The 22,868-nt window shown below is 73.4% G+C and carries 19 protein-coding genes and 1 pseudogene; 7 read left to right on the forward strand and 13 right to left on the reverse strand.

What is annotated here, in order from left to right; all coding sequences use genetic code 11:
- Nucleotides 1-24: 24 nt before the first annotated feature.
- The 3 genes from ACFC1F_RS18230 to ACFC1F_RS18240 form a co-directional block, all read right to left on the reverse strand.
- Nucleotides 25-984, reverse strand: coding sequence for a class I SAM-dependent methyltransferase (locus tag ACFC1F_RS18230; protein WP_376159421.1), 960 nt, complete (start codon nucleotides 982-984; stop codon nucleotides 25-27).
- 50 nt (nucleotides 985-1,034) lie between these two features.
- Entirely contained in the window at nucleotides 1,035-2,150 is a 1,116-nt protein-coding gene (locus ACFC1F_RS18235; protein WP_376159423.1) for an NAD(P)/FAD-dependent oxidoreductase, read from the reverse strand.
- Between the two features lie 91 nt (nucleotides 2,151-2,241).
- Entirely contained in the window at nucleotides 2,242-3,222 is a 981-nt protein-coding gene (locus ACFC1F_RS18240) for a hypothetical protein (RefSeq protein WP_376159425.1), read from the reverse strand.
- 276 nt (nucleotides 3,223-3,498) lie between these two features.
- On the opposite strand from ACFC1F_RS18240, the gene ACFC1F_RS18245 reads away from it, so the two are divergent.
- Nucleotides 3,499-4,554: an aldo/keto reductase gene (locus ACFC1F_RS18245; RefSeq protein ID WP_376159427.1), complete on the forward strand. Its 1,056-nt coding sequence runs from the start codon at nucleotides 3,499-3,501 to the stop codon at nucleotides 4,552-4,554.
- Here the strand turns inward: ACFC1F_RS18245 and ACFC1F_RS18250 are convergent.
- The gene (locus ACFC1F_RS18250; protein ID WP_376159429.1) at nucleotides 4,551-5,453 is read right to left on the reverse strand and encodes an NAD(P)-dependent oxidoreductase; all 903 of its coding nucleotides are present in this window, start codon (nucleotides 5,451-5,453) and stop codon (nucleotides 4,551-4,553) included. The two genes, ACFC1F_RS18245 and ACFC1F_RS18250, sit on opposite strands and share 4 nt — an antisense overlap.
- A gap of 98 nt (nucleotides 5,454-5,551) precedes the next feature.
- On the opposite strand from ACFC1F_RS18250, the gene ACFC1F_RS18255 reads away from it, so the two are divergent.
- On the forward strand, nucleotides 5,552-5,899 hold the full coding sequence (locus tag ACFC1F_RS18255; RefSeq protein ID WP_376159431.1) for a winged helix-turn-helix transcriptional regulator: 348 nt from the start codon (nucleotides 5,552-5,554) through the stop codon (nucleotides 5,897-5,899).
- Nucleotides 5,900-5,990: 91 nt separating this feature from the next.
- Here ACFC1F_RS18255 and ACFC1F_RS18260 read toward each other — a convergent pair whose 3' ends face one another.
- Nucleotides 5,991-6,413: a DUF350 domain-containing protein gene (locus tag ACFC1F_RS18260; protein ID WP_148643618.1), complete on the reverse strand. Its 423-nt coding sequence runs from the start codon at nucleotides 6,411-6,413 to the stop codon at nucleotides 5,991-5,993.
- Between the two features lie 154 nt (nucleotides 6,414-6,567).
- Between ACFC1F_RS18260 and ACFC1F_RS18265 the strand changes: the two genes are divergently transcribed.
- Both ACFC1F_RS18265 and ACFC1F_RS18270 read left to right on the forward strand, forming a co-directional pair.
- Complete coding sequence (locus tag ACFC1F_RS18265; protein WP_209413588.1) at nucleotides 6,568-6,912, forward strand: hypothetical protein; 345 nt, start codon at nucleotides 6,568-6,570, stop codon at nucleotides 6,910-6,912.
- A 5-nt stretch (nucleotides 6,913-6,917) separates the two neighbouring features.
- On the forward strand, nucleotides 6,918-8,147 hold the full coding sequence (locus tag ACFC1F_RS18270) for a glutathionylspermidine synthase family protein (RefSeq protein WP_376159433.1): 1,230 nt from the start codon (nucleotides 6,918-6,920) through the stop codon (nucleotides 8,145-8,147).
- Between the two features lie 7 nt (nucleotides 8,148-8,154).
- On the opposite strand, the gene ACFC1F_RS18275 is transcribed toward ACFC1F_RS18270, so the two are convergent.
- Nucleotides 8,155-8,640: an LURP-one-related/scramblase family protein gene (locus ACFC1F_RS18275; protein WP_376159435.1), complete on the reverse strand. Its 486-nt coding sequence runs from the start codon at nucleotides 8,638-8,640 to the stop codon at nucleotides 8,155-8,157.
- Nucleotides 8,641-8,839: 199 nt separating this feature from the next.
- Here ACFC1F_RS18275 and ACFC1F_RS18280 point away from each other — a divergent pair, with 199 nt between their 5' ends.
- Complete coding sequence (locus tag ACFC1F_RS18280) at nucleotides 8,840-10,654, forward strand: NHL domain-containing thioredoxin family protein (RefSeq protein WP_376159437.1); 1,815 nt, start codon at nucleotides 8,840-8,842, stop codon at nucleotides 10,652-10,654.
- Between the two features lie 60 nt (nucleotides 10,655-10,714).
- On the opposite strand, the gene ACFC1F_RS18285 is transcribed toward ACFC1F_RS18280, so the two are convergent.
- Together ACFC1F_RS18285 and ACFC1F_RS18290 are read right to left on the reverse strand one after the other, a co-directional pair.
- A complete protein-coding gene (locus ACFC1F_RS18285; protein WP_376159439.1) occupies nucleotides 10,715-12,028 on the reverse strand; it encodes a M18 family aminopeptidase in 1,314 nt (437 codons plus the stop codon).
- A gap of 354 nt (nucleotides 12,029-12,382) precedes the next feature.
- Nucleotides 12,383-14,212 (reverse strand): acyl-CoA dehydrogenase, encoded by a 1,830-nt coding sequence (locus ACFC1F_RS18290; RefSeq protein WP_376159441.1) that lies wholly within the window; start codon nucleotides 14,210-14,212, stop codon nucleotides 12,383-12,385.
- A gap of 215 nt (nucleotides 14,213-14,427) precedes the next feature.
- On the opposite strand from ACFC1F_RS18290, the gene ACFC1F_RS18295 reads away from it, so the two are divergent.
- Together ACFC1F_RS18295 and ACFC1F_RS18300 are read left to right on the forward strand one after the other, a co-directional pair.
- Nucleotides 14,428-14,931 (forward strand): SseB family protein, encoded by a 504-nt coding sequence (locus tag ACFC1F_RS18295; protein WP_374106062.1) that lies wholly within the window; start codon nucleotides 14,428-14,430, stop codon nucleotides 14,929-14,931.
- Nucleotides 14,932-15,120: 189 nt separating this feature from the next.
- Nucleotides 15,121-16,047 (forward strand): annotated as a pseudogene (locus tag ACFC1F_RS18300) (pirin family protein); the annotation flags it as partial.
- Between the two features lie 123 nt (nucleotides 16,048-16,170).
- Here the strand turns inward: ACFC1F_RS18300 and ACFC1F_RS18305 are convergent.
- The 5 genes from ACFC1F_RS18305 to ACFC1F_RS18325 form a co-directional block, all read right to left on the reverse strand.
- Nucleotides 16,171-18,759 carry a lantibiotic dehydratase gene (locus tag ACFC1F_RS18305; protein WP_376159443.1) on the reverse strand — a complete coding sequence of 863 codons (2,589 nt, stop codon included), beginning with the start codon at nucleotides 18,757-18,759 and terminating at the stop codon, nucleotides 16,171-16,173.
- A gap of 65 nt (nucleotides 18,760-18,824) precedes the next feature.
- Nucleotides 18,825-19,700, reverse strand: coding sequence for an ABC transporter permease (locus ACFC1F_RS18310; protein WP_209413596.1), 876 nt, complete (start codon nucleotides 19,698-19,700; stop codon nucleotides 18,825-18,827).
- Nucleotides 19,697-20,548: an ABC transporter ATP-binding protein gene (locus tag ACFC1F_RS18315; RefSeq protein WP_376159445.1), complete on the reverse strand. Its 852-nt coding sequence runs from the start codon at nucleotides 20,546-20,548 to the stop codon at nucleotides 19,697-19,699. Before ACFC1F_RS18315 ends, ACFC1F_RS18310 begins: the two co-directional genes overlap by 4 nt.
- Before the next feature lie 127 nt (nucleotides 20,549-20,675).
- On the reverse strand, nucleotides 20,676-21,740 hold the full coding sequence (locus tag ACFC1F_RS18320; RefSeq protein ID WP_209413597.1) for an LLM class flavin-dependent oxidoreductase: 1,065 nt from the start codon (nucleotides 21,738-21,740) through the stop codon (nucleotides 20,676-20,678).
- Nucleotides 21,741-21,745: 5 nt separating this feature from the next.
- A complete protein-coding gene (locus ACFC1F_RS18325) occupies nucleotides 21,746-22,831 on the reverse strand; it encodes a hypothetical protein (RefSeq protein ID WP_376159448.1) in 1,086 nt (361 codons plus the stop codon).
- Nucleotides 22,832-22,868: the final 37 nt, after the last annotated feature.

Genomic DNA, 22,868 nt, shown 5'->3' on the forward strand with positions numbered 1-22,868 from the left:
CCACGCACCTGCCCCGACGGCCCCCTACTCCGCGGCGGCCGCCCGGGCGGTGTGGACGGTGACGGCGACGAGGTAGAACGCGTCGGGACGGGCGAGGATGCCGGCCTGGGAGTCGCGATCGAGCAGGACATCCAGGGCGGCGAGGTCGTCAGCGGCCAGGATCCCGTCCAACTGCTCACGACGGCGTTCGAGTTGGGCGTGCAGGTGCTCACGGGCCGGCGCGGCGAGCGGGGCCGGCCACTCGACGAGGAAGGTGCGCGAGCCGGTGGGGGTGAGGCCGGCCCGGGAGAGCATGCCGGGCCAGTCCTCCACCTCGTCGACGACACCGGGGAGTTGGGCACGCATCGCGGCGAAGGCATCCTCGTACGCGGCGTCCAGCCGGGCCTGGAGGCCGGGACGGCCGAGGCCGAGGTCGCGCGGCAGGAACCGCAGCGGCAGCCCGCGTTCGGCGACCGCGAGCAGCCCTCCCGGGCGCAGCGACCCGGCCAGGGATGCCAACGCCGCCTGCTGGTCGCCGAGATGGTGGATCGCCTGGGACGACCAGATCAGGTCGGCCGCACCGAGCAGGCCGAACTCATCGGGCAGATCGGCCTGTCGGGTGGTGACGCGGCCGGACGAGCGGGCCTCGGCCCGGGCCAGCAGAGCATCCGACCGGTCGACGGCGACCACCTCGGCGGCCGGGAACACGTCGGCGAGCAGGCCCGCCACGACGCCCGGGCCGCTGCCGACGTCGAGCACCCGGCCGACGGGGACACCGGCCGTCAACTCGCCCAGCCACTGGGCGGCCTGGGCGAATGCGGGGGTGTGCAGCTCGCCCTCGCGCTCCAGGAGGTCGGCGAGCGCCGACCAGTCCGTGTCGGTCGCATGGTGGCCGTGGCCATGGCCGTGCCCCTGATCGTGACTGTGGCCGTGACTGTGGTCGTGCGTGGCGGCGGCGGGGGCGAGGGCGGGCTCGGGGGCGTCGTGGTGGCGCGGTCGGTGCATGGCTGACTCCGTTCGGATCGGTGACTTCGGGGCGGCTTCGGGGCGGCACTTCAGAGGGGGGCGGCGGCGAGCGCCTGTTCGACCTCCTCGTCCACGAGGTGATGGTTGACGGCGAACCCCGCCGCCGCACCCTGGCCGGCCGCGGTGACGACCAGGGCCCGCGGGTCGGCGACGTTGCCCACCGCCCAGACCCCGGGCACGCCGGTGCGCCCCGTGCGGTCGGTGACGACCCAGCCCTGCTCGTCCCGGGCGCAGCCCAGGCCGGAGAGCAGGGCGTCCCGGGGCACCGGCTGCGGGAAGACGAACACGGCCTCGCGGGGCACCACTTCACCCCCGGCCAGTTCGACGCCGCGCAACCGGTCGCCGTCGGCCACCAGCCGCCGGACCGTCCCCTCGGCGACGCGCACGCCGCGCGCGGCCAGCCGGTCACGATCGCCGTCGTCCAGCGGCCGGGCGTGCGGGAAGAAGACCACGTCGTCCGACCACTGCTTCACCAGCAACGCCTGCTGGACGGAGCCCGGATGGGTGCCGAGCACGCCGAGCGGCCGGTCGGCCACCTCGTAGCCGTGGCAGTACGGGCAGTGCAGCACGTCGCGACCCCACCGCTCGGCGAGGCCCGGGAGCTCCGGCAGGCCGTCGCGCAGGCCGGTGGCGACGATCACGCGGCGGGCGCGGAGCACCGGACCGCCGGCGAGGTGGACGAGGAAGCCGAGGCCCTGCGGCGCGGGGGCGCCGGTGGCGTCCGTGACGCCGGAGGCATCGACGGGTGCGAGGTGGTCGGCCCGGGCGTCGAGCAGGTCGACGCCGTACCCGGCCAGCTCGTCCCGGCCGACCGCCAGCAGCGCGGCCGGGGACATGCCGTCCCTGGAGAGGAAGCCGTGCAGGTGTGCGGCCGGCGCGTTGCGCGGCTGTCCGGCGTCCAGCACGGCCACCCGGCGGCGGGCCCGGGCCAGCACCAGTGCCGCGTTCAGCCCGGCGGCCCCGCCGCCCACCACCACCACGTCGTAGCCGTCCGTGTCGTAGCCGTCCGCGTCGTGGCCGTCCGCACGGCGACCGTCCGGGGCCCCGCCGGTCCTGCCATGCCCACCGGCCCTGCTGGTGGTGCTGGTCGCGCTGCTCCTGCCGGCCCTGCTGTTCCTGTCGGCACTGTCCCGTCGGTCGCTCACGGCGATCACCTCCACCGCCAGGCTGCGACGACCCCCACGGCACCGGCAAGATTTGTTGCCGGTTCCGCAAACGGCGGCGCCGCCCCGCCGGTCACCCGGTGCGGCGCCAGTACGAGCGGGCGGCGACGGCGAGGGCCACACCGTAGACGGCGAAGGCGCCGAGGCCGATCCAGCAGACCAGCAGCACGTCCGCCTCGGTGGGGAAGTCCCCGCGCGGCACGGTCACCACGCCGGTCGTGCCGAGCGCCGCGTAGCCGATGCCGATGATCCCGTACGGCGCGAGGGTGGCGGCGCCGAGCAGCGCGGGGGTGAGCGGAAGCCAGCGGGGGACGCGGCGGCCGTGCAGCAGCAGGGTCCAGCGCGGGAAGACCTGGCCCCACGGGCGGACCAGGCCCCAGAGCAGGAACACGCCGAGCGCCGCCAGGAGCGCCGTCGCGTCGACGCCCCAGGAGGCGAGGGTGAGCCAGACCCCGGAGGCGCCGTTGCGCTCGGCGTCGGCCAGCATCGCGTCACCGCTCAGGCCCGCGAAGGTCCCGCCAACCGCCCAGGTCGTCTTCATCACGACGTACGGCGCGAACGCAACCGTCCCTGCCAGGGCGGCCAGTTGGACGCCCCCTGGAGCCGCCGAAGGCGCCGGCGCCGTACCCGTGCCCGCCGTCCGAGCAGGCGGACGACCGGCTCGGGCGGCAGCCGCCAGCAGGACGGCGCCGAGCGCGGACAGCACCCGGTGGGCCGTGGACGCCCAACTGTCCACGTCCTGGCTGAAGACCAGCGTGATGACGTCCATCAGCAGGCCGAACGCCGCCGCGCCGGCCAGGACGCAGAGCGTCCAGAGCACCGACCGCAACCGGGGGGCCGGTCCGCCCCGCGCCAACGCCGCCGCTGCCAGGAAGGCGGCGGCGCCCACCGTGGCGACCGCCCATCCCAGCCAGGTCGCGCCGAACAGCGCCGTCCCGCTCACCGCGCAGCCGGCCCCGAAGGCCGCGTACGCGACGCCCCAGGCCATCACCGCCCGGCCGTCCGCCGCCCGCGCCGCCACCCTCGCCGTCGCCCAACCGCTCGTTGCCGTCATGCCCCCAAGCTCGCACCGGCCGCACCGCCCAGGCCTCCCCTTCCCGGGGGAACCCGCTCCCCCGGCAGAGGGACGACCCGCCCCTCGCCCCGACCGCCCACCCCTTGTCCCGCCCCGACGGACCACCACTTCCAGCGTCCTGACGGACCACCCCTTGTCCCGCCCCGACGGCCCACCCCTTGCCCTTGAGTGCACTCCAAGCCCTACCCTCGGGGCCCAGCGGCCGCGGCCCCGCCCGGGCCCCGACCACCCATCCACCACCAGGGGGACAGAACCTTGCGCTACCGCGTCCTCGGCGGCACCGGCATCGAGGTGAGCGCGTACTGCCTCGGCACCATGATGTTCGGGGCGGTCGGCAACCCCGACCACGACGACTGCGCCCGCATCATCCACACCGCGCTCGACCAGGGCGTCAACTTCATCGACACGGCCGACATGTACTCGGCCGGCGAGTCCGAGGAGATCGTCGGCAAGGCGCTGCAGAGCCACGGCAGCCGCGACGACGTCGTCCTCGCCACCAAGGTGCACTTCCCGATGGGCGAGGGCCGCAACCGGCGCGGCAACTCGCGGCGCTGGATCGTCCGCGAGGTCGAGGAGAGCCTGCGGCGGCTGCGGACCGACTGGATCGACCTCTACCAGGTGCACCGGCCCGACCACACCACCGACATCGAGGAGACCCTCTCCACGCTCGGCGACCTCGTGCGGGCCGGCAAGATCCGCGCCTTCGGCTGCTCGACCTTCCCCGCCGAGCTGCTCGTCGAGGCCCACCACGTCGCCGAACGCCGCAACCTGCCGCGCTTGCGCACCGAGCAGCCGCCGTACTCGCTGCTCGCCCGCGGCATCGAGCGGGACGTGCTGCCCACCGTGCAGCGGCTCGGCATGGGCGCGCTGACCTGGAGCCCGCTCGCCTCCGGGTTCCTCACCGGCCGCCACCGCAGGAACCGCCCGATCGACCTCACCACCGGCCGGGCCGCCCTGACCCCGGCCCGCTTCGACCCGGCACTGCCGGTCACCGCGGCCAAGCTCGACGCCGTCGAGGAGTTCACCGCGCTCGCCGACGACCTCGGCCGCACCCTGCCCGAACTCGCCCTCGCCTTCCCGCTGGCGCACCCGGCCGTCACCTCGGTGATCATCGGCCCGCGCACCGCGGAGCAGCTGGCGGCGGCCCTCAAGGGTGCCGACCTCGTCCTGGACGACGACGCCCTCGACCGCATCGACGCGATCGTCGCGCCCGGCACCAACCTCTACCACCCCGACGGCGTCTGGCAGCCCCCCGCCCTCACCGACGCCGCCCTCCGCCGCCGCCCCCTCACCGACCGCGCGGCGGGCTAGGCTCGGGCCGCCCCGCGCAGCAGGTCGATCACGCCGGTGAGGTCCTCGTCACCGCCGCCCTCGGCGAGCCGGCGCCGCATCAGCCGGAAGTAGGGGTCGATCAGTTCGGGGCTGACCCCCTGCTCCTCGGCGGTGCGCAGGAACGTCGGCGTGCCCGCGACCTGCATGGCGAGGTTGGAGACGACGTCCCGGGTGTAGTCGCCGCTCTCCAGCTGCTCGGCGGTCCTCGCCACCGAGCCGGACATCGCGGTGATCCAGGAGGTCAGCAGCGGGGCGAGGTCGGCCGGGGCCACGGCCTCCTCGCGGAACAGCGCGAAGGCGTGCGCGACGCCGGCGAACATGCCGTACATCGCGCTCAGCAGCGCCACGTCGTGCAGGGCCGCGAAGCCGTCGTCCTCGCCGACCCAGGTGGTGCCGGCCGGGACGGCGAGGGTGGCCCGGTGCTCCTCGAAGAGTGCGGCCGAGCCGCTGTAGAAGACGTACGGGCCGGCCGCCGGGACGCCGATCATCGGCGGGACGGCCATGATCCCGCCGTCCAGGTAGCGGGCACCGCGCGCGCGGGCCCACTCGGCACGGGCCCGGGCCTGGCCGGGGGTGCCGGTGACCAGGTTGACCACGTCCTTGCCGGTCAGGTCGACGCCGTCCAGCGCCGCCCCGACGGAGGCGTCGTCCAGCAGGCAGACGACCAGCAGCCGGTTGGCCGCGACCGCCCCGGCGGCGGTGGCGGCCACGGCGGCGCCCTCGGCGGCGAGCGGTTCGGCCCGGGCAGGGGTCCGGTTCCAGACGGTCAGCGGGTGCCCGGCGGCGAGCCAGGTCCGGGCGAGCGCGGTGCCCATCGCGCCGAGGCCGAGCAGGGTGAGGGGGGTCTTCGCAGCGGGGTCAACGGTGTTGTGTGCCATGCCGATCAGGCTCGTCGCCGGCCCGGGGACCGATCAAGTACGCACTTCGAAGTGGGTGGTTACCCTGAGGTGAGCGAGCAGGCCGGAGAGGTGGGGGCATGGCGACGGTTCCGAGGCCCGGTGCGTACGTCTGCGGGATCGACGCCGCGATGGACGTGATCGGCGGCAAGTGGAAGGTGCTGATCCTCTGGGCACTGGCGGAGTTCCCGAACCGGCGGTTCGGCGAACTGCGCCGCCAGGTGCCGGGCATCACCGAGAAGGTGCTCGCCGCCCACCTCCGCGAGCTGGAGGCGGACGGCATCGTGCACCGCGAGTCGTACGACGAGGTGCCGCCGCGGGTCGAGTACTCGCTGACGGCGGCCGGGGTCCGGCTCAACGACGCGCTGGCGCCGCTGGGCGCCTGGGGGCGCGAGCACGTCCTCGGCGGGCAGCCGCACCCGGTGTGAGTCACCGTCGGGCGGCCCGTGCCGCCGGGCCACCCGTACCGCCGGGCGACCAGTACCGCGGGACGCCCCGTACCGCCGGCGACCAGTACCGTCAGGCGATGGACGCGGCCACGATCGCCGCGACCGCGAGGTTGCAGCTGGCCGAGACCCAGACCGCCGGGTGCGGCTCGGGGTCGACCAGGATCGCGCCGAGCTTGCCCGGCGTGAGCAGGTCCACCACCCAGAACGCGACGGCCATCAGCACCAGCCCGAGCACACCGAAGCAGGCGGTGGAGACCAGGCCCTTCCCGAAGTCCTCGTACGTGTAGAGGATCGCGGTGAAGACGATGCCGCCGATGCCGAGCAGCGCCGAGCTGAGCAGCACGGCGGCGTTGCGGTTGCGCTCGACCCAGATCTGGTGGCCCAGCTTCCCGGGCGTCAGCACGTCCACCAGGCCGACGCCGAGGAGCAGCAGCACCACGCCGACGCCGCCGAAGGCGGCAGCCGCACCGAGGCCGTGCAGGATGTCGTTCACAGGTCAGTCCCCCGCGTCCACTCACTGATTCCAGCCCGGTCCGGCTGGGTCCAACGGTCAAGGATCGGCAAAACATATCCCATCGGGCCGCGGCACGGCCGGGGAAGCGGGCCCCCTCCCGTATCCTCCGGTCCCACGCGTACCATCGGGCGCCATGACGTCGCCACCGCCCTCCGCCACAGCCACCGGATCCGGTACCCCGGTGCCGGACGCCCGACGCCGCTCGGGCTTCGTCGCCCTCGGCATGGTCGGCACCCTGGCTCTGGCCCTGTCCGGCTGCTCCTCCTCCAGCAGCAGCCCGCCGAGCCGCTGCGTCGACCCCGCCACGCTGAAGGTGCTGGACAGCCACTCCTGCAAGAGCGGCGGCACCACGGCCGGCCGCTGGTACTACTGCGGGTCCGGCAGCACCACCGCGGCCGGCGGCACCTTCGACAAGGCCGCCACCAAGCGCGGCGGCTTCGGCTGCCCGTCCGGCTCCAGCGGCTCGGGCGGGGGCTGACCGCGATGCGCCGGCGCACCATCGCCCCGCGCCCCGACTGGCTGGCCACCGTCGAGGCCCAGGGCCTGATCTACGCCATGTGCTCCGACCCGTGCAACCAGGGCGGCCCGCACGCCTACTGGGACGAGAGCGCGTACTACGAGTTCTCGCTGCCCGAGGTGGAGGCCCTGGAGGAGGTGGTCGAGGAGCTGCACGAGATGTGCCTGACCGCCGCCGACCACGTGGTGCGCACCGGCCGGTTCGCCGACTACGGCATCACCGACCCGCGGCTGGCGGCCGCCGTCGCCGAGTCCTGGCGGCGGCGCGACGAGCAGCCGGCCGTCTACGGGCGGTTCGACCTCGCGTACGACGGCACCGGCCCGGCCAAGCTGTTCGAGTACAACGCGGACACCCCGACCTCGCTGATCGAGGCGGCCGGCCCGCAGTGGTTCTGGATGGAGGAGCGGTTCCCGCAGGCCGACCAGTGGAACTCGCTGCACGAGCGGCTGGTCGCCTCGTGGGCGCGGCAGAAGCACCTGCTGCCGCCCGGCCCGGTGCACTTCGCGCACTCGCGCGGCGACACCGAGGGCGAGGACTGGATGACCACCCTCTACCTCCAGGAGTGCGCCGAGCAGGCCGGGATCGAGACGGTCGGCATCGCCGTGGAGGACATCGGCTGGGACGGCCTCTCCGGCCGCTTCGTCGACCTCGAACACCGCTTCATCCGGGCCGCGTTCAAGCTCTACCCGTGGGAGTGGCTGGCCGAGGACGAGTTCGGTGAGCAGCTGCTCGACGTCATCGACCACGGCGGCGGCACCGGCTCCACGCTCTGGATCGAGCCGGCCTGGAAGATGCTGCTCTCCAACAAGGCTCTGCTGGCGGTGCTCTGGGAGCTCAACCCCGGCCACCCCAACCTGCTCCCCGCCTACCTCGACGGCCCGCGCGAGCTCGCCGGCCCGGACGGCCCGGGCTACGCGGCCAAGCCGCTGCTCGGCCGCGAGGGGGCCGGCATCCGGATCGTCGGCCCGGACGGCCGGGAGACCCGGCTCGCCGACTGGGCCGGCGACCCGGACCGCTACGGCCCCGAGGGCCACTGCTACCAGCAGTACCACCCGCTGCCCGACTTCGACGGCAACCGCCCGGTGCTCGGCGCCTGGGTGGTCGACGGCGAGGCGGCGGGCCTCGGCATCCGCGAGACGGACGACAGCCCGATCACCCACCAGGGCGCCCGCTTCCTGCCCCACGTCATCGTGTAGCCGCGGGTCAGTCCTCCTCCGTCAGGTGGTCGACGCAGGCCGCGACCGCGAGCAGCAGGCCTGTGTCGGCCCCGTCGGCGATCTCCACGCCGTAGGTGTCACGGACCCGGAACCACTTGCGCGAGATCCGGGCGAGCTCGTCGCCGTGGCCGTTCTCGATCCGGTAGTCCTTGTCGATCAGGTCGCCGTGGATCTTCAGCTCGCCGCCGTCGGCCAGCTGCACGTGGTACTTGTCGCGGAACGGCGTGAACAGCTTCTCCCGGACGGTCGCGACCGTGTCCCCGTCGGTGTTCTCGATCCGCATCGCGTCCCGGACGGTGAACGCCTTCTCCTTCACCACCGCGACCACCCGGCCACCGGCGTCCTTCAGCTCGAAGGTGTGCCGGAGCCGCAGCACCTTGCCGTCCACCAGGAACGCCTTGTTCCCGTGGTCGTCCTCGATCCAGTAGTCGTCACCGATCGCGAACAGCTTCTCCCTGACCAGGTACCGCATACCGCCTCCAGTTCGTGGGCGTGCGCCGTGGGTGTGCCCCCCCGGTTGCGAGCCGCGGCTGCGCCCCGTGGGTGTGCCCCCCGCCCGCCATTCGACCCGATCGTCCGCCCGCCGTGAAGCACCGCCACACGGGCACCGCGAACGGCCGACTCCGCCGGCGGCCGGAATACCCGCCCGCCGGGTGGGGTTTGATTGCCTCATGGCATCTCGTGCACGTGTACGCGCCCCCGAGCTGGTCGGGGCAGGCGGTTGGCTGAACACCGGTGGCAAGGAACTGGCGCTCGCCGACTTCCGCGGCAAGATCACCATCCTGGATTTCTGGACCTTCTGCTGCATCAACTGCCTGCACGTCCTGGACGAGCTGCGTGAGCTGGAGGAGAAGCACCGCGACACCGTGGTGATCGTGGGCGTGCACTCGCCGAAGTTCGTGCACGAGGCCGACCACCAGGCCGTGGTGGACGCCGTGGCGCGGTACGAGGTGCACCACCCGGTGCTGGACGACCCGGCGCTGGCGACGTGGAAGCAGTACGCGGTGCGGGCGTGGCCGACGCTGGTGGTGATCGACCCCGAGGGGTACGTGGTCGCCCAGCACGCCGGCGAGGGGCACGCGCACGCCATCGCCCGGCTGGTGGAGGAGCTGGAGGCGGAGCACGCCGCCAAGGGGACGCTGCGCCGCGGCGACGGCCCGTACGTGGCGCCGGAGCCCACCGCGGGCGACCTGAAGTTCCCCGGCAAGGCGGTCCGGCTGCCCGACGGGCACTTCCTGGTCGCGGACTCCGGGCACCACTCGCTGGTCGAGCTGGCCGAGGACGGCGAGACGGTGGTCCGCCGGATCGGCGACGGGGTGCGCGGCCTGGTGGACGGCACCGCCCCCCGGTTCAGCGAACCGCAGGGCCTGGCGCTGCTGCCTGAGGGGTCCCCGTACGACGTCGTGGTGGCCGACACCGTCAACCACGCGCTGCGCGGCGTCCGGCTGTCGGACGGCGAGGTGACCACCCTGGCCGGCACCGGCCGGCAGTGGTGGCAGGGCTCCGCCACCGAGGGGCCGGCCCTCGAGGTGGACCTCTCCTCGCCGTGGGACGTGGCCTGGTTCGACGGCAGGGTGTGGATCGCCATGGCCGGCGTCCACCAGCTCTGGGCCTACGACCCGGCGGCCGGCACCGTCGGCGTGGCGGCCGGCACCACCAACGAGGGCCTGGTCGACGGACCGGCCGCCGAGGCCTGGTTCGCCCAGCCGTCCGGCCTGGCCGTCTCGGCGGACGGCGAGAGGCTCTGGGTCGCCGATTCGGAGACCTCCGCCCTCCGGTGGGTTTCACGTGGAACGAACGCCGTCCACACCGCCGTCGGCACCGGCCTGTTCGACTTCGGGCACCGCGACGGCGCCGCGGAGCAGGCTCTGCTCCAGCACCCGCTGGGCGTCACCGTGCTGCCCGACGGCTCGGTGGCCGTCAGCGACACCTACAACCACGCGCTGCGGCGCTTCGACCCGGCGAGCGGCGAGGTCACCACGCTGGCCACCGACCTGCGCGAGCCCTCGGGTGCGGTGCTGGTCGACGGCGACATCGTGGTGGTCGAGTCGGCCCGGCACCGGCTGACCAGGCTGCGGCTGCCCGAGGAGGCCGTCCGGGTCGAGTCGGTCGCGCACCGCACCCAGCGGGCCGCCACCGAGGTCGCGCCGGGCGCGTTCCGGCTCGACGTGGTCTTCTCGGCGCCGGCCGGCCAGAAGCTGGACGAGCGCTACGGCCCGTCCACCCGGCTGCTGGTCAGCTCCACCCCGCCGGAGCTGCTCGTCTCCGGAGCGGGCGCGGACTCCGCGCTCTCCCGCGAGCTGGTGCTCTCCGACGACGTGACCGAGGGCGTGCTGCACGTCTCGGCGATGGCCGCGTCCTGCGACGACGACCCGGAGATCGAGTTCCCGGCCTGCCACGTGCACCAGCAGGACTGGGGCGTGCCGGTGAAGCTGGTCGCCGACGGCGCGCGCCGGCTGCCGCTGGTGCTGGCCGGGATGGAGTAGCCGCCGCACCGCACGACGAAGGGCCCGGCGACCGCGCCGGGCCCTTCGTCGTACCGCTGCTCAGCCCTCCAGGAAGGCCTTGATCGCGCTCGCCAGCAGGTACGGGTCGTCCGCCCCGCACAGCTCGCGCGCCGAGTGCATGGAGAGCGCCGCGATGCCGCAGTCCACCGTCTGGATGCCGAGGCGGGCCGCGGTGATCGGGCCGATCGTCGTGCCGCAGGGCATCGCGTTGTTGGAGACGAAGGTCTGCCACGGCACGCCGGCCTTCTCGCAGGCCGCCGCGAACACCGCCCGGCCGACGCCGTCGGTGGCGTACCGGTTGTTGACGTTGACCTTCAGGATCGGCCCGCCGTTGGGCATCGGGTGGTGCCCCGGCTCGTGCCGCTCGCTGTAGTTCGGGTGGACGGCGTGGCCCATGTCGGAGGAGAGGCAGACGGTGCCGGCCAGCGCCCGGGCGCGGTCCTCGGGGCTGCCGCCGCGCGCGTAGACCGAGCGCTCCAGGACGTTGCCGAGCAGCGGGCTCTGCGCGCCGGTGTCCGACTCGCTGCCGGTCTCCTCGTGGTCGAAGGCGGCCAGCACCGGGATGTACGGCAGCTCGGCGCCGTCCGTCCCGGCCGCGGCGGCCACGGCGGCCAGGGCGGCGGCGGCGGCGTGCACCGAGAGCAGGTTGTCCAGCCGCGGACCGGCCAGCAGCTCGCGGTCCCGGCCCAGGTAGGAGGCGGGCTGGACGTCGTGCGTCATGAGGTCCCAGCCGGCCACGTCGGCGGCCTCGACGCCGGCGCGCTGCGCGACGTACGCGATCAGCGAGCCCTCGTCCACCGGGCCGAGGCCCCAGATCGGCGTCAGGTGGCGCTGCTTGTCGAGCTTCATGCCCTCGTTGACCTGGCGGTCCAGGTGGATCGCCAGCTGCGGCACGCGCAGCAGCGGCTCGTCCAGCTGCACCAGCCGCGCGCTGCCGTCGCGCAGGGCGAGCCGGCCGGAGAGGCCGAGGTCCCGGTCGAGCCAGGTGTTCAGCGGCACGCCGCCGTAGATCTCCACCGCGACCTGCCGCCAGCCCGCCGTGCCGGTGTCCGGCACCGGCTTGACCCGCAGGTTCGGCGAGTCGGTGTGGGTGCCGACCACCCGGAACGGCGTCTGCGGGCCGGCGCCCTCCGGCACGAACCAGGCGATCAGCGCGCCGCCGCGGATCAGGTACCGCCCGCCGGCCGCCGCGTCCCAGGCGTCCGTCTCGGAGACCTGCCGGAAGCCCGCCTTCTCCAGCCGCTCCGCGGCGCTGGCGACCGCGTGGTACGGCGACGGTGAGGTACCGAGAAACGCGATCAGATCATCGGTGTGCGTCCGGTCGAAGAAGGCCTGACGGGCGGCGGTCGACATGCTGCTCCTGAGTCGAGGGAGGGCTGAGGCCGGATGGGGGGTCGGCTTCGCACCTTGAGCATATGCCCGTACACGGACATGACACTCGGAACCTCCCAACGGATGCAGAACGCAGACAGAACCGTGAACTGACGCCGTGAAGGGTGTCACGCACCCAACGGTTGCGCCCGGTCGCGGACGGTCATGGCAGGACCGCCGACGGCTCCGGGCACACCGAAGGGCCCGGTCGGAACCGGGCCCTTCGGCGTGAGGGTTGGGTCAGGCGGTCAAAGAGGCGTCACGCGACGGGGCCCCCGGACGGAGTCCGGGGAGCGTCCCGGGGAGGGTGAATGGCGGGCGCCGGGTGGGCGGAGGCTAGAACGCCTCCTCCGCCAGCTCCATGATCTCGTTGTCGATGCCCTCGGCGATCAGGCGCTGCGGGGTGACGGTCGGCAGGATGTTCCTGGCGAAGAAGCGGGCCGCCGCGACCTTGCCCTGGTAGAAGGGGACGTCCTTCTCCGAGGCGCCGGCCTCCAGCTTGGCCAGGGCCACCGCGGCCTGGCGCAGCAGCAGCCAGCCGACCACGACGTCGCCGGAGACCATCAGCAGGCGGGTGGTGTTGAGGCCCACCTTGTACATGTTCTTGACGTCCTGCTCGACCGAGGAGAGGTCGGCCAGCAGCTTGCCGACGATGGCCTCCAGGTCGCCGGCGGCCTTGGCGAGCAGCTCGCGCTCGGCGGCCAGGGCGTCGCCGCCCGCGGCCGAGCCGAGGAACTTCTGGATCTGCTCGGACAGCGCGGTGAGCGCCTGGCCGCCGTCCTTGACGATCTTGCGGAAGAAGAAGTCCTGGCCCTGGATCGCGGTGGTGCCCTCGTAGAGGGTGTCGATCTTGGCGTCCCGGATGTACTGCTCGATCGGGTACTCCTGCAGGTAGCCGGAGCCACCGAAGGTCTGCAGGGACTGGGCGAGCTGCTCGTAGGACTTCTCGGAGCCGTAGCCCTTGACGATCGGCAGCAGCAGGTCGTTCAGGCGCTCGGCGGCCTCGTCGGTCTCGCCGCGCAGGCGGGCGGCCAGCACGTCGTCCTGGGTGGAGGCGGTGAGCAGGACCAGGGCGCGCATGCCCTCGGCGTACGCCTTCTGGGTCAGCAGCGAGCGGCGCACGTCGGGGTGGTGCGTGATGGTGACGCGCGGGGCGGTCTTGTCCAGGAACTGCGAGATGTCCGCACCCTGCACGCGCTCCTTGGCGTACTCCAGGGCGTTGAGGTAGCCGGTGGAGAGGGTGGCGATGGCCTTCGTGCCGACCATCATCCGGGCGAACTCGATGATCTTGAACATCTGGCGGATGCCGTCGACCTTCTCGCCCAGCAGCCAGCCCTTGGCCGGGTGCTTGGCGCCGAAGGTCATCTCGCAGGTGTTCGAGGCCTTGAGGCCCATCTTGTGCTCGACGTTGGTGGCGTAGACGCCGTTGCGCTCGCCGAGCTCGCCGGTCTCCCAGTCGAAGTCGAACTTCGGCACGATGTAGAGGCCGAGGCCCTTGGTGCCAGGCTTACCGCCCTCGGGGCGGGCCAGCACCATGTGGATGATGTTCTCGGACATGTCGTGCTCGCCCGAGGTGATGAAGCGCTTCACACCCTCGATGTGCCAGGAGCCGTCCTCCTGCTTGATCGCCTTGGTGCGGCCGGCGCCGACGTCCGAGCCGGCGTCGGGCTCGGTCAGCACCATGGTGGAGCCCCAGAGGCGGTCGGTCATCCGCTTGGCGACCTCCAGCTGCTCCGGGGTGCCCTCCTCGGCGATGACGCCGGCGAAGGCCGGGCCGGAGGAGTACATCCAGACGGCGGGGTTCGAGCCGAGGATCTGCTCGGCGAACGCCCAGATCAGCGAGGACGGGGTGACCTGGCCGCCGATCGACTCCGGGATGCCCAGGCGCCACCACTCGGCGTCCATGAAGGCCTGGTAGCTCTTCCTGAAGGAGGCCGGGACGGGGGCGGTGTTGGTCTCCGGGTCGAACACCGGCGGGTTGCGGTCGGCGTCGGCGAAGGACTCGGCGAGGTCGTTCTCGGCCAGGCGCGCGATCTCGCTCAGGATGCTCTTCGCGGTCTCGACGTCCATGTCCGCGAACGGTCCGGTGCCGTAGACCTGCTCGCGGCCGAACACCTCGAAGAGGTTGAACTCCACGTCCCGCAGGTTGGACTTGTAGTGACCCATGGCCGTTTTCTCCGGTTCGTCGCTTCCGGGAGACCGCCGCGTTCGGGCGTCCCGTACCCACCAGTAAGCATCATGATGCTACCCAGCGGTAACTTGTTTCAAGCCCCTGGCGGTGAATCCGCTATGAACGTGGTCACGTCCCACAAGCCGGGACGCCCACTCCTTGTCAGGATCGGCGCCCGCACGAGCGGCTGCGCTCCCGATAGCCTGTCCGTGTGTACGGCTATGACCAGAACGCATACCCGGGTGACCCCTACCAGCAGCAGGCGGGACCGCAGCCGGGCATGAACGGCATGCCCGGCCCCGGCCCGTACGGCGAGCAGCCGCAGGCGTCGCAGCAGTCCCTCTACCCCGAACCGTCGCCGCCCTCGCTGGCGGACGCCGTCCGGGCCTTCACCACCGGGTCGATGGCGGTGGAGGACTTCCAGGCCATCTTCATCACCTCCAAGGTGCACTGCCCGCGCGGCGACCGGCCCGGGTTCCTGGCGCTGCACAACACGCCGACCCCGGTGATCCCGATGTTCAGCTCGCTGAAGGAGCTGCGCCGGTACGCCGGCAAGGACTCCAAGCACTTCACCGTCACCGGCGCCGAGGTCCTGGACCTGCTGCCGACCGGGTACGGCTTCGCGCTGGACATGGAGGGCGAGCACCGGATGGTGTTCGACGCCAAGGCGGTCGAGCAGATGGTCGACTTCACCATGCGCCGGATGTACGGCTGACGGTCGGCAGCCCTGGGCGACCGCCCGCCGCACGGCCGGCGACTGGCGGTCGCTTCGGACCCGATCCATCCTGGAGGGGGGCGCGAGGCCGAGTCGTCACCACATAGTTCAAAGTTCAACTTGCTTCTTGTTGAGGATTGAACTAATCTCGTGGACGTAGGCCAGAGGAACCCCCCGAAGGAGGCCGACATGCCCGCCGTGACCGTCGAAAACCCGCTCGTTCTGCCGCGCGTCGCGGCCGCCGCCGAAGGCGCCCGACCGCGCCCGGTGCTGGCCGTCTCCACCGCCCCGGAAGGCTTCGAGGGCGAGGGCTTCCCGGTCCGCCGCGCCTTCGCCAAGATCAACCAGAAGTACCTGGACCCGTTCATCATGATGGACCAGATGGGCGAAGTGGACTACGCGGCCGGGGAGCCGAAGGGGACCCCGTGGCACCCGCACCGGGGCTTCGAGACCGTCACCTACATCATCGACGGCACCTTCGTGCACCAGGACTCGCACGGTGGCGGCGGCGTCATCACCGACGGCGACACCCAGTGGATGACGGCCGGCTCCGGCCTGCTGCACATCGAGACCCCGCCGGAGTCGCTGGTCATGTCCGGCGGCCTGTTCCACGGGCTGCAGCTGTGGGTGAACCTGCCCGCCGCGGACAAGATGATCGCGCCGAAGTACCAGGACATCCGGGGCGGCAGCGTGAAGCTGCTCGCCTCGCAGGACGGCGGCGCGCTCGTCCGGCTCATCGCCGGTGACATCGCGGGCCACCAGGGCCCCGGCGCCACGCACACGCCCATCACGATGATCCACGTGTCCGTGAACCCCGGCGCCCAGGTCACCCTGCCCTGGCGGGCCGACTTCAACGGCCTGGCGTACGGCCTCGCCGGCAGCGGCTCCGCGGGTGAGGAGCGGCGCCCGTTCCACATGGGGCAGGCGGTCGTCTTCGGCGAGGGCGACTCGCTCACCATCCGGGCGGACGAGGCCCAGGACACCCGCAGCGCCAACTTCGAGGTCGTCCTCCTCGGCGGGCAGCCGATCCGGGAGCCCGTCGCCCACTACGGCCCGTTCGTGATGAACAGCCACCGCGAGCTCCAGCAGGCGATGGAGGACTACCAGGCCGGCCGCCCGTGTGTCGTCGGTCGTCGCTCCCGCCCGTCGGGTCGTCGCTCGCACCCGTCGGTCGTCGGTCTCTCGCCCGTCCCTCGTCGGCCGCCGTCGCCGGACGCACCGGCCCGGGCGGCGGACCGGTCAGACGCCGACCAGGCCCGCGCGGATCACGTCCCTGCGGAGGGCGCTGAAGCGGCCGCCGGAAGCGCGGTCGAACTCCACGATCCACTCGAAGGTGTTGGGCCGCTCCCCGAGCCTCGGCAGGGCCTCCTCCAGGTACCCGCCGCCGCGCCGTTCCAGGAGCTTGGGCAGGACCCGGGCCATCAGGGCGCTGGAGAAGTCGACGTACTGCGGCTTGCCGCGCCGGCGCTGGTCGATGAAGGACCGCCACTCGGAGGCGCTGCCGACGTAGTCGGACGGGTCCTGCTGGAAGAGCGAGGTCTTGACGAAGACCTCGTCGGGCACCCGGTGCCCGGCCCGCCAGTCGGTGAGGCGGAGCAGGTAGGAGACCTCCTCCTCGGCCGGTCCGGGCTGCGGGAGCTCCCCCTCGCCCAGGAACCAGCGGCGGCGGTGGAGCAGGACCCGGCCGGCCCGCAGCCGGGGCAGGCCGAGGACGCCGCCGCGGTCGCGCTCGGCGAGCCGTTGGCGCGCCTTCTCCTGCAGGTCGAGCACCAGACGGCCGGAGCCGACCAGCCAGTAGGCGAGCCGCAGCGGGAAGGGGTACATCTCGCTGTACTGCGAGCCCAGCGGGAGCACCCGGACCGGCCGGCCGTCGCGGTCGAGCAGTTCCAGGCGGTCCGCCGACGGGTCGTGGCGCAGCGTCAGGGTGGCCCACTCGCGCGGGGTGACGGTCTCGGGGAGCACCTGGGGGTGCAGGTTGATGTTGGTGCGGTACAGGCCGCGGTCCTCCAGCACCCGGGCGCCGTCGGCGCCGTACAGGCCGAGCAGGCGCTCGGCGAGCCGGTCGACGGCGGGGCCGCCGGTGCTGCTCGCGGCGTGCAGGAAGCGGGAGTTCAGCGAGGCGTGGCCCGCGTAGGCGTCGTTGACGACGAGCAGGTCGTCGGCGGGCTGGATGAGCACCCCGTACGAGAGCGGAACGGCCCGGAAGCGGTCGGGCAGCCCGGCGGTGAGCTCGGCGAGGTAGCCGGCGTCCCAGATCACCTCGTCGCGGTGCCGGCCGGCGTGCACCTCGCGGACCAGGGCCCCGACGGCGCGGCGGCGCAGGGCGTGGAGCTGCCCGAGGCTGCCGTCGTCGGGCCCGAGGCCGTCGGGGCCGGCGGTGCGCAGCAGGTCCTCGCGCCGGTAGACCTCGTTCACCAGCTCCTCGGCGTGCTCGATCAGCCCCACCGAGGCGCCGGCGCCGAAGCGCTCGACGAAGGCGGCGGTGAGCAGGGCCCGGACCTCGTGGAAGCGGTCGTAGGCGGACTGGAACTCCAGGACGTGCGCGAGGTCGCCGAGGGCGCCGGTGTAGCCGGCGGTGCTCGGGGCGGTGGGCGGGAAGACGAGGTCCTCGTTGACGTGCAGCCGGGCCGGGCGCCCGCTGACCTCCAGGAGCCGCTCCTCCAGGTGCGGCAGCCGGCCGACCAGCGCGGGGCGCTGGCCGGCGGGCGCGGTCTCGATGCCCTCGACGACGTCGGCGAGTTCGTCGAGCAGCTGGCCCGCCGCCGGGTGGTCGCCCGACAGGCGGCGGCCGAGTGCGCGCAGGCCGGTGCGGTCCTGCTCGTCCGGGCCGGGAGCGGCGGTGAGCATGCCGGCGGCGACGACCTTGGCGACGTAGTCGGCGCCGGCCTCCCGGCTGCCGCCGGTCCTGGCGGCGAGGTCCTCCGCCAGGTGGTCGACGTGGTACGGGCCCATCCCGGCCATCGCGAGCAGCAGCCGCAGGTGACGGGTGAGCGGGGCGGAGAGCATCCGCACCTGGTCGCCGTCCACGCGGGGGAAGTAGACCCGGTCGGCCTCGGCCCGGAGGGTCGGTGAGACGGTGACCCAGCCGGTGGGGCCGCCGGTGACCGGCAGGCCGCCGAGCACGTGGTTGAGCACGGAGCGGTCGATCTCGGCGAAGGCCCGCGCCGCGTCGCCGTCGAACTCGACCTCGTCGAGCTGCGGGCCGTCCTCGTCCCAGTGCGCCAGGCCGACGGCGGTGAACTGGGAGAGCGGGCTGGTCCGCAGCAGCGCCCGGGTGACGTACTGGATCAGTCCGCGCTCGGACTTGCGCAGCCTGCGGTCGGCGGCGCCGCCGGCGGCGCCGTACCGGACGGCCGTGTCGTGCACGGTCGGGGCGAGCAGCGACACGGCCTTGCCGAAGGTGGGGTTGTCGAGCAGGCCGGCCAGGTTGCGCCGTTCCAGCTCGATGGCCTCGCCGTAGCGTTCGCGTATCCGGTCGGCGACGGCGGTGTACTCCCGGTGGAGTGCGAGCCAGGCGCTGGTCGCCTCCGGGAGTCCGTCCGCCGCCGCGCCCGGGTCGCGGCCGTTGAAGATCGCCCGGCGCAGCGCGACCACCCCTCGCCGGCGCTCCGGGTCCTCGACGGTGCCGGCGAGCGAGTAGAGCTCGTCGCAGGCCAGCGGCTGCCAGGAGTCCCGCTGCTGCTTGATCAGCGCGAGGTGGGCGAGCGACCTGCGCAGGTCCTCGGTGGAGAGGCGGTGGGCGGGCAGCGGGTTGACGCGGAGCTGGACGGTGTCGGCGATGCCGCCGTCCGCGCGGGGCGGATCGGCGGGGTGGTCGGGGTGGTTCATGGCCATCCTCTCTGGGGACCAGTGGTGGGGCCGTACGCCCGGCGCGGCCCGGAGGCCGCAGCCGCTCAGAAGCGGCGGGCGTTGCGGCGGAAGGTGACCCAGCACAGGGCCAGGCCGCCGATCAGCCAGGCGGTGAGGACCAGCGCGATCCGTCCGTGCTCCCAGGCCCCGGCCGGTTCGGCGGCGGCGAAGGACTCGGGCAGGAAGGCGGAGCGGATTCCCTGGGTCATCCACTTGAGCGGGAAGAGCGAGGCGACGATCTGGACCGGCTTGGGCAGTGCGGTGATCACCCAGAACACTCCGGAGATGAACTGCAGGCCGATGTAGGGGAAGTTGACCAGCGCGGGGGCGTTGCGGGCGGACCGGGCCAGGGAGCCGATGGTGATGCCGATCAGCGCGGTGGAGACGGTGCCGAGCAGGAAGACCCACAGGAAGGTGAACCAGTGCGCGGCGTCCTTCGGCAGCTGGAAGCCGAACATCGCGACGCCCAGGGCCAGGATCACGCCGACCTGGACGAGGGCCTGGGTCAGGATCAGCACGACCTTGCCGATGAAGTACGACACCAGCGGGAAGGGCGTACCGGCGAGCCGGCGCAGGGTGCCCTCGTGGCGGTCCACCGCGATGCCGATGCCCATGGTGCCGAGGGCGGAGGACATGATGGTCGAGCCGATCATGCCCGCCACGGTGACCTCGCGCATCTTGATGCCGGTCCCGGGCACGACCTGGTCGAAGAGGCTGCCGAAGATGACCAGCAGCATGATCGGCATCAGGATGCTGAAGACCATGGCCTCGCGGTTGCGGATCAGCAGCCGCACCTCGAACAGGCCGCGGGCCAGGCCCAGGCGGATCGGGGACGGGAGCGGCGCGGACCCGGCGGCCGCGGCCGCGCGCGGCGTGGCGGGGGCGCGGGGGGCGGCGGGGGCGGGGGCGGCGATGGTCATCGGGCTTCTCCGATCATGGCGAGGTAGGTCTCCTCGAGGCTCGGGCGGTGCACCTGCAGGTCGGGTACGGCGCCGGCGAACTCCCGCGACAGCTCCTCGATCAGCTGCGCGGGGTTGGTGGTCTCGCGGCGCTCGCGGCCGTTCGGGCCCTGCCAGGTGACGACGGTGCCGGCCTCGGCGCGGCCGCCGAAGCGTTCCGGGGTGTCGACCTCCACCAGCCGGCCGTTGGCCAGCACGCCGATGCGGTCGGCGAGCTGCTCGGCCTCGTCCAGGTAGTGGGTGGTCAGCAGGATCGTGGTGCCGTCGGCGGCGAGGTCGCGGATCAGCTGCCAGAACTGGCGGCGTGCCTCCGGGTCGAAGCCGGTGGTCGGCTCGTCCAGGAAGAGCAGCTCGGGGCGGCCGACGATGCCCAGGGCGACGTCCATCCGGCGGCGCTGGCCGCCGGAGAGGTCGCGCAGGGCCGCGTCCTTCTTCTCGGTGAGGCCGACGACCTCCAGCACCTCGTCGACGTCGCGGGGGTCCGGGTAGTACGACGCGAACTGGGCGAGCATCTCCCGCACCCGGGCGTCCGGCTGGTCCTGCGCGGTCTGCAGGACCACGCCGATCCGGGACCGCCAGCGGCGGTCGGCGCGGGCCGGGTCCTGCCCCAGCACCAGGACCTCGCCGCCGGAGCGGGGGCGCAGGCCCTCCATGACCTCGACGGTGGTGGTCTTTCCGGCGCCGTTCGGGCCGAGCAGGGCGAACACCTCGCCGCGCGGGATCTCCAGGTCGACACCGTCGACGGCCCGGTGGGAGCCGTAGCTGACCTGGAGGCCCCTCAGCACGATCGCGGGTGCGTCGTGACTCATCTCATCTCCTCGTTCTCCCGCTCCGGGTGGCCGGGCGGTGTGGTGCGGCGGTGCTGTCCGCCGGTGGGCGGCCGGTGAGGCCGGGGGGGGTGGCGGCCGCTCGGGCCGCCGCCGGGGTGGCGGCCGGTCAGGCCGCCAGGAACTTGGGGCGGACGTCCTCCAGGAACAGCTGCAGGCTGCGCTCCGCGACGTCGCCGGGCATCGCACCGAAGTCGGCCTGGAGCAGGATGTGGTCGGCCTGCACGACGTCCTGGAACGCGGCGAGCTTCTCGGCGACGGTCGCCGCGGAGCCGACGACCGCGCCGCCCTCGGTGCGCAGCCGCTCCGGCGTGATCATCCCGACGTACTTCCCGACCTGGTCGTAGCCGGGGTACGCCTTGGAGGTGGCGCTGTTCCAGGACGAGGTGGCCCCGCCCCAGACCCGCAGGTACTCGGCGAGCAGCGGGTCGCCGAGGCGCTGCGCCTCCGCGTCGGTCTCGGCGGTGAACACCGGCAGGCTGGCGGCCACCCGGGGCTGCTGCCCGCTGTCGCCGTGGGTGCGCTCGAACGCGTCGCGGTAGAGCGCGACCTGCTCGCGGACGGCCTCCAGCGGGGTCAGCGACGGGGTGATCAGCAGCCCGAGGCCGAGCTCGCCGATCCGGGTGAAGCTCTCCGCCGAACGCACCGCGGCGGCCCAGACGGGCGGGTGCGGGGTCTGGGTGGGCCGGGGCAGGATGGTGGCGTCCCGGTAGGAGAAGAACGGGGTGTCCTCGGTGACGTTCTCCTCGGTCCACAGGCGGAGCACGGCCTTGATGGTCGTCTCGAAGCGCTCCCGGCTGGTGTCCATGTCGACGCCGAAGGTCTCGAACTCGTACGGCAGGTAGGCGCGGGCGAAGCCGATGTCGACCCGGCCGTGGCTGATCGCGTCCACCATCGCGGCGTACGAGGCCAGCTTCACCGGGTGGTGGAAGGCCGGCAGGACGCAGCCGGTCATCAGCCGGATGTTGGTGGTCTGCGCGGCGACGGCGGCCAGGAAGCCGAGCGGGCTGGGACAGTAACCGCCGTACGGGTGCAGGTAGTGCTCCGTCATCTTGACGTGGCTCATCCCGGCCTCGTCGGCGATCCGGGCCAGCGCGAGGACGTCGTCGAAGTAGGCGGTCGGCGACTTGGTGTCCGGCCCGGCGTCGGGGAGCAGCGAGATTCCGAAGTCCATGGTTTTCACTCCGTGGTCGTGGTGGCGGTGGTCGGGGCGGGTGCGGCGCGGCGGATGCGCTCCTCCCAGGTCTCGCCCAGGGCCAGGTCGGTGGCCTCGGCGAGGGCGAAGCAGAGGTAGTAGCGGTGCAGCGGGGTGACGTCCAGCAGCGGCAGCAGCTCGTAGAAGAAGTTGAGGAGGCTGCGGTAGGAGGCGAAGGAGTCGTCGGGGTTGGTGGTGATCCCGTACTGCTCGGTCAGTGCGTGGAAACGGGTCGGCGGCCGGGTGCTGCCGTTGGGGGCGGCGGGCGCGAAGCCGTCCAGGTAGGCGTTTGCGAGCCGTCCCGAGCGGACCAGCGCGTCCAGGTAGCCCCAGCCGTAGCGGAAGCCGGCGTGCCAGCCGGCGGTCTCCGGCCCCGGCCCGTCGGCGAGGTGGCGGCGCACCAGGGCGGTGAGGCGGTCGGCGTCCCGCTCGAAGCGGCGCCGGAAGTCGGGGCGGTGGTCCTGCCCGGCGAGCGGCGAGGCGAGGAAGGCCTCGGCGTGCGAGCGGAAGGACATGGTGCCGAAGGGCAGCCGGCCGGGGTGGGTGCCGGCCAGGGTGGCCATCACCTCGGCGAGGTGGGCGAGCAGCGCGTCCTCGTCGCGGTGCTCGCGCAGGGTGGCGAGCAGCGGGTCGAGCAGGGCGGCCTGGACGGCGGTGCGGGCCTCGCGCAGGTCGGGCAGCCAGTCGGCGCCGGCCTCGTCGGAGGCGATCAGCACGGTGCCGGGGGAACGCAGCGGCGGCGCGGAGCGGCCGGTCTGCTCCCACTGCTCCATCCGGCGGGCCTGGCCGAGGTAGTCCGCCTCGGTGGGGCCGTCGAGCGCGGTGCCGGCCAGGGCGGACTCGGCCAGGGCGGACCAGCCGGAGACGTCCAGCGGGCGGCCGTTCTCGGGCCGCACGACGACCTCGTAGTGGGGCCCGCCGCGCCAGCCGCGGCGCAGGTGGACGGCGCGCAGCCGGTGCTCGCGGCGCAGTCCGGTGGCGAGCGGGCCCAGGACGTCGGCGACGTAGGCGCGGGGCTGCTCGGGGCGGCCGTGGATCCGGATCACCAGCGGGTCGGTGGCGGTGGTCATGCGGATCTCCTTGGCGGGCGTCGGGTTCGGCACGGCG

Origin of the sequence: Kitasatospora sp. NPDC056181, assembly GCF_042266225.1 — a bacterium.
Classification (GTDB): domain Bacteria; phylum Actinomycetota; class Actinomycetes; order Streptomycetales; family Streptomycetaceae; genus Kitasatospora.

Coding starts and splice junctions, on each gene's coding strand:
- ACFC1F_RS18285 (WP_376159439.1), bottom strand. CDS start 12,028: ATGTCGACCGCCGCCCGTCAGGCCTTCTTCGACCGGACGCACACCGAT.
- ACFC1F_RS18230 (WP_376159421.1), bottom strand. CDS start 984: ATGCACCGACCGCGCCACCACGACGCCCCCGAGCCCGCCCTCGCCCCC.
- ACFC1F_RS18255 (WP_376159431.1), top strand. CDS start 5,552: ATGGCGACGGTTCCGAGGCCCGGTGCGTACGTCTGCGGGATCGACGCC.
- ACFC1F_RS18280 (WP_376159437.1), top strand. CDS start 8,840: ATGGCATCTCGTGCACGTGTACGCGCCCCCGAGCTGGTCGGGGCAGGC.
- ACFC1F_RS18275 (WP_376159435.1), bottom strand. CDS start 8,640: ATGCGGTACCTGGTCAGGGAGAAGCTGTTCGCGATCGGTGACGACTAC.
- ACFC1F_RS18310 (WP_209413596.1), bottom strand. CDS start 19,700: ATGACCATCGCCGCCCCCGCCCCCGCCGCCCCCCGCGCCCCCGCCACG.
- ACFC1F_RS18250 (WP_376159429.1), bottom strand. CDS start 5,453: ATGGCACACAACACCGTTGACCCCGCTGCGAAGACCCCCCTCACCCTG.
- ACFC1F_RS18315 (WP_376159445.1), bottom strand. CDS start 20,548: ATGAGTCACGACGCACCCGCGATCGTGCTGAGGGGCCTCCAGGTCAGC.
- ACFC1F_RS18325 (WP_376159448.1), bottom strand. CDS start 22,831: ATGACCACCGCCACCGACCCGCTGGTGATCCGGATCCACGGCCGCCCC.
- ACFC1F_RS18320 (WP_209413597.1), bottom strand. CDS start 21,740: ATGGACTTCGGAATCTCGCTGCTCCCCGACGCCGGGCCGGACACCAAG.
- ACFC1F_RS18305 (WP_376159443.1), bottom strand. CDS start 18,759: ATGAACCACCCCGACCACCCCGCCGATCCGCCCCGCGCGGACGGCGGC.
- ACFC1F_RS18270 (WP_376159433.1), top strand. CDS start 6,918: ATGCGCCGGCGCACCATCGCCCCGCGCCCCGACTGGCTGGCCACCGTC.
- ACFC1F_RS18290 (WP_376159441.1), bottom strand. CDS start 14,212: ATGGGTCACTACAAGTCCAACCTGCGGGACGTGGAGTTCAACCTCTTC.
- ACFC1F_RS18240 (WP_376159425.1), bottom strand. CDS start 3,222: ATGACGGCAACGAGCGGTTGGGCGACGGCGAGGGTGGCGGCGCGGGCG.
- ACFC1F_RS18265 (WP_209413588.1), top strand. CDS start 6,568: ATGACGTCGCCACCGCCCTCCGCCACAGCCACCGGATCCGGTACCCCG.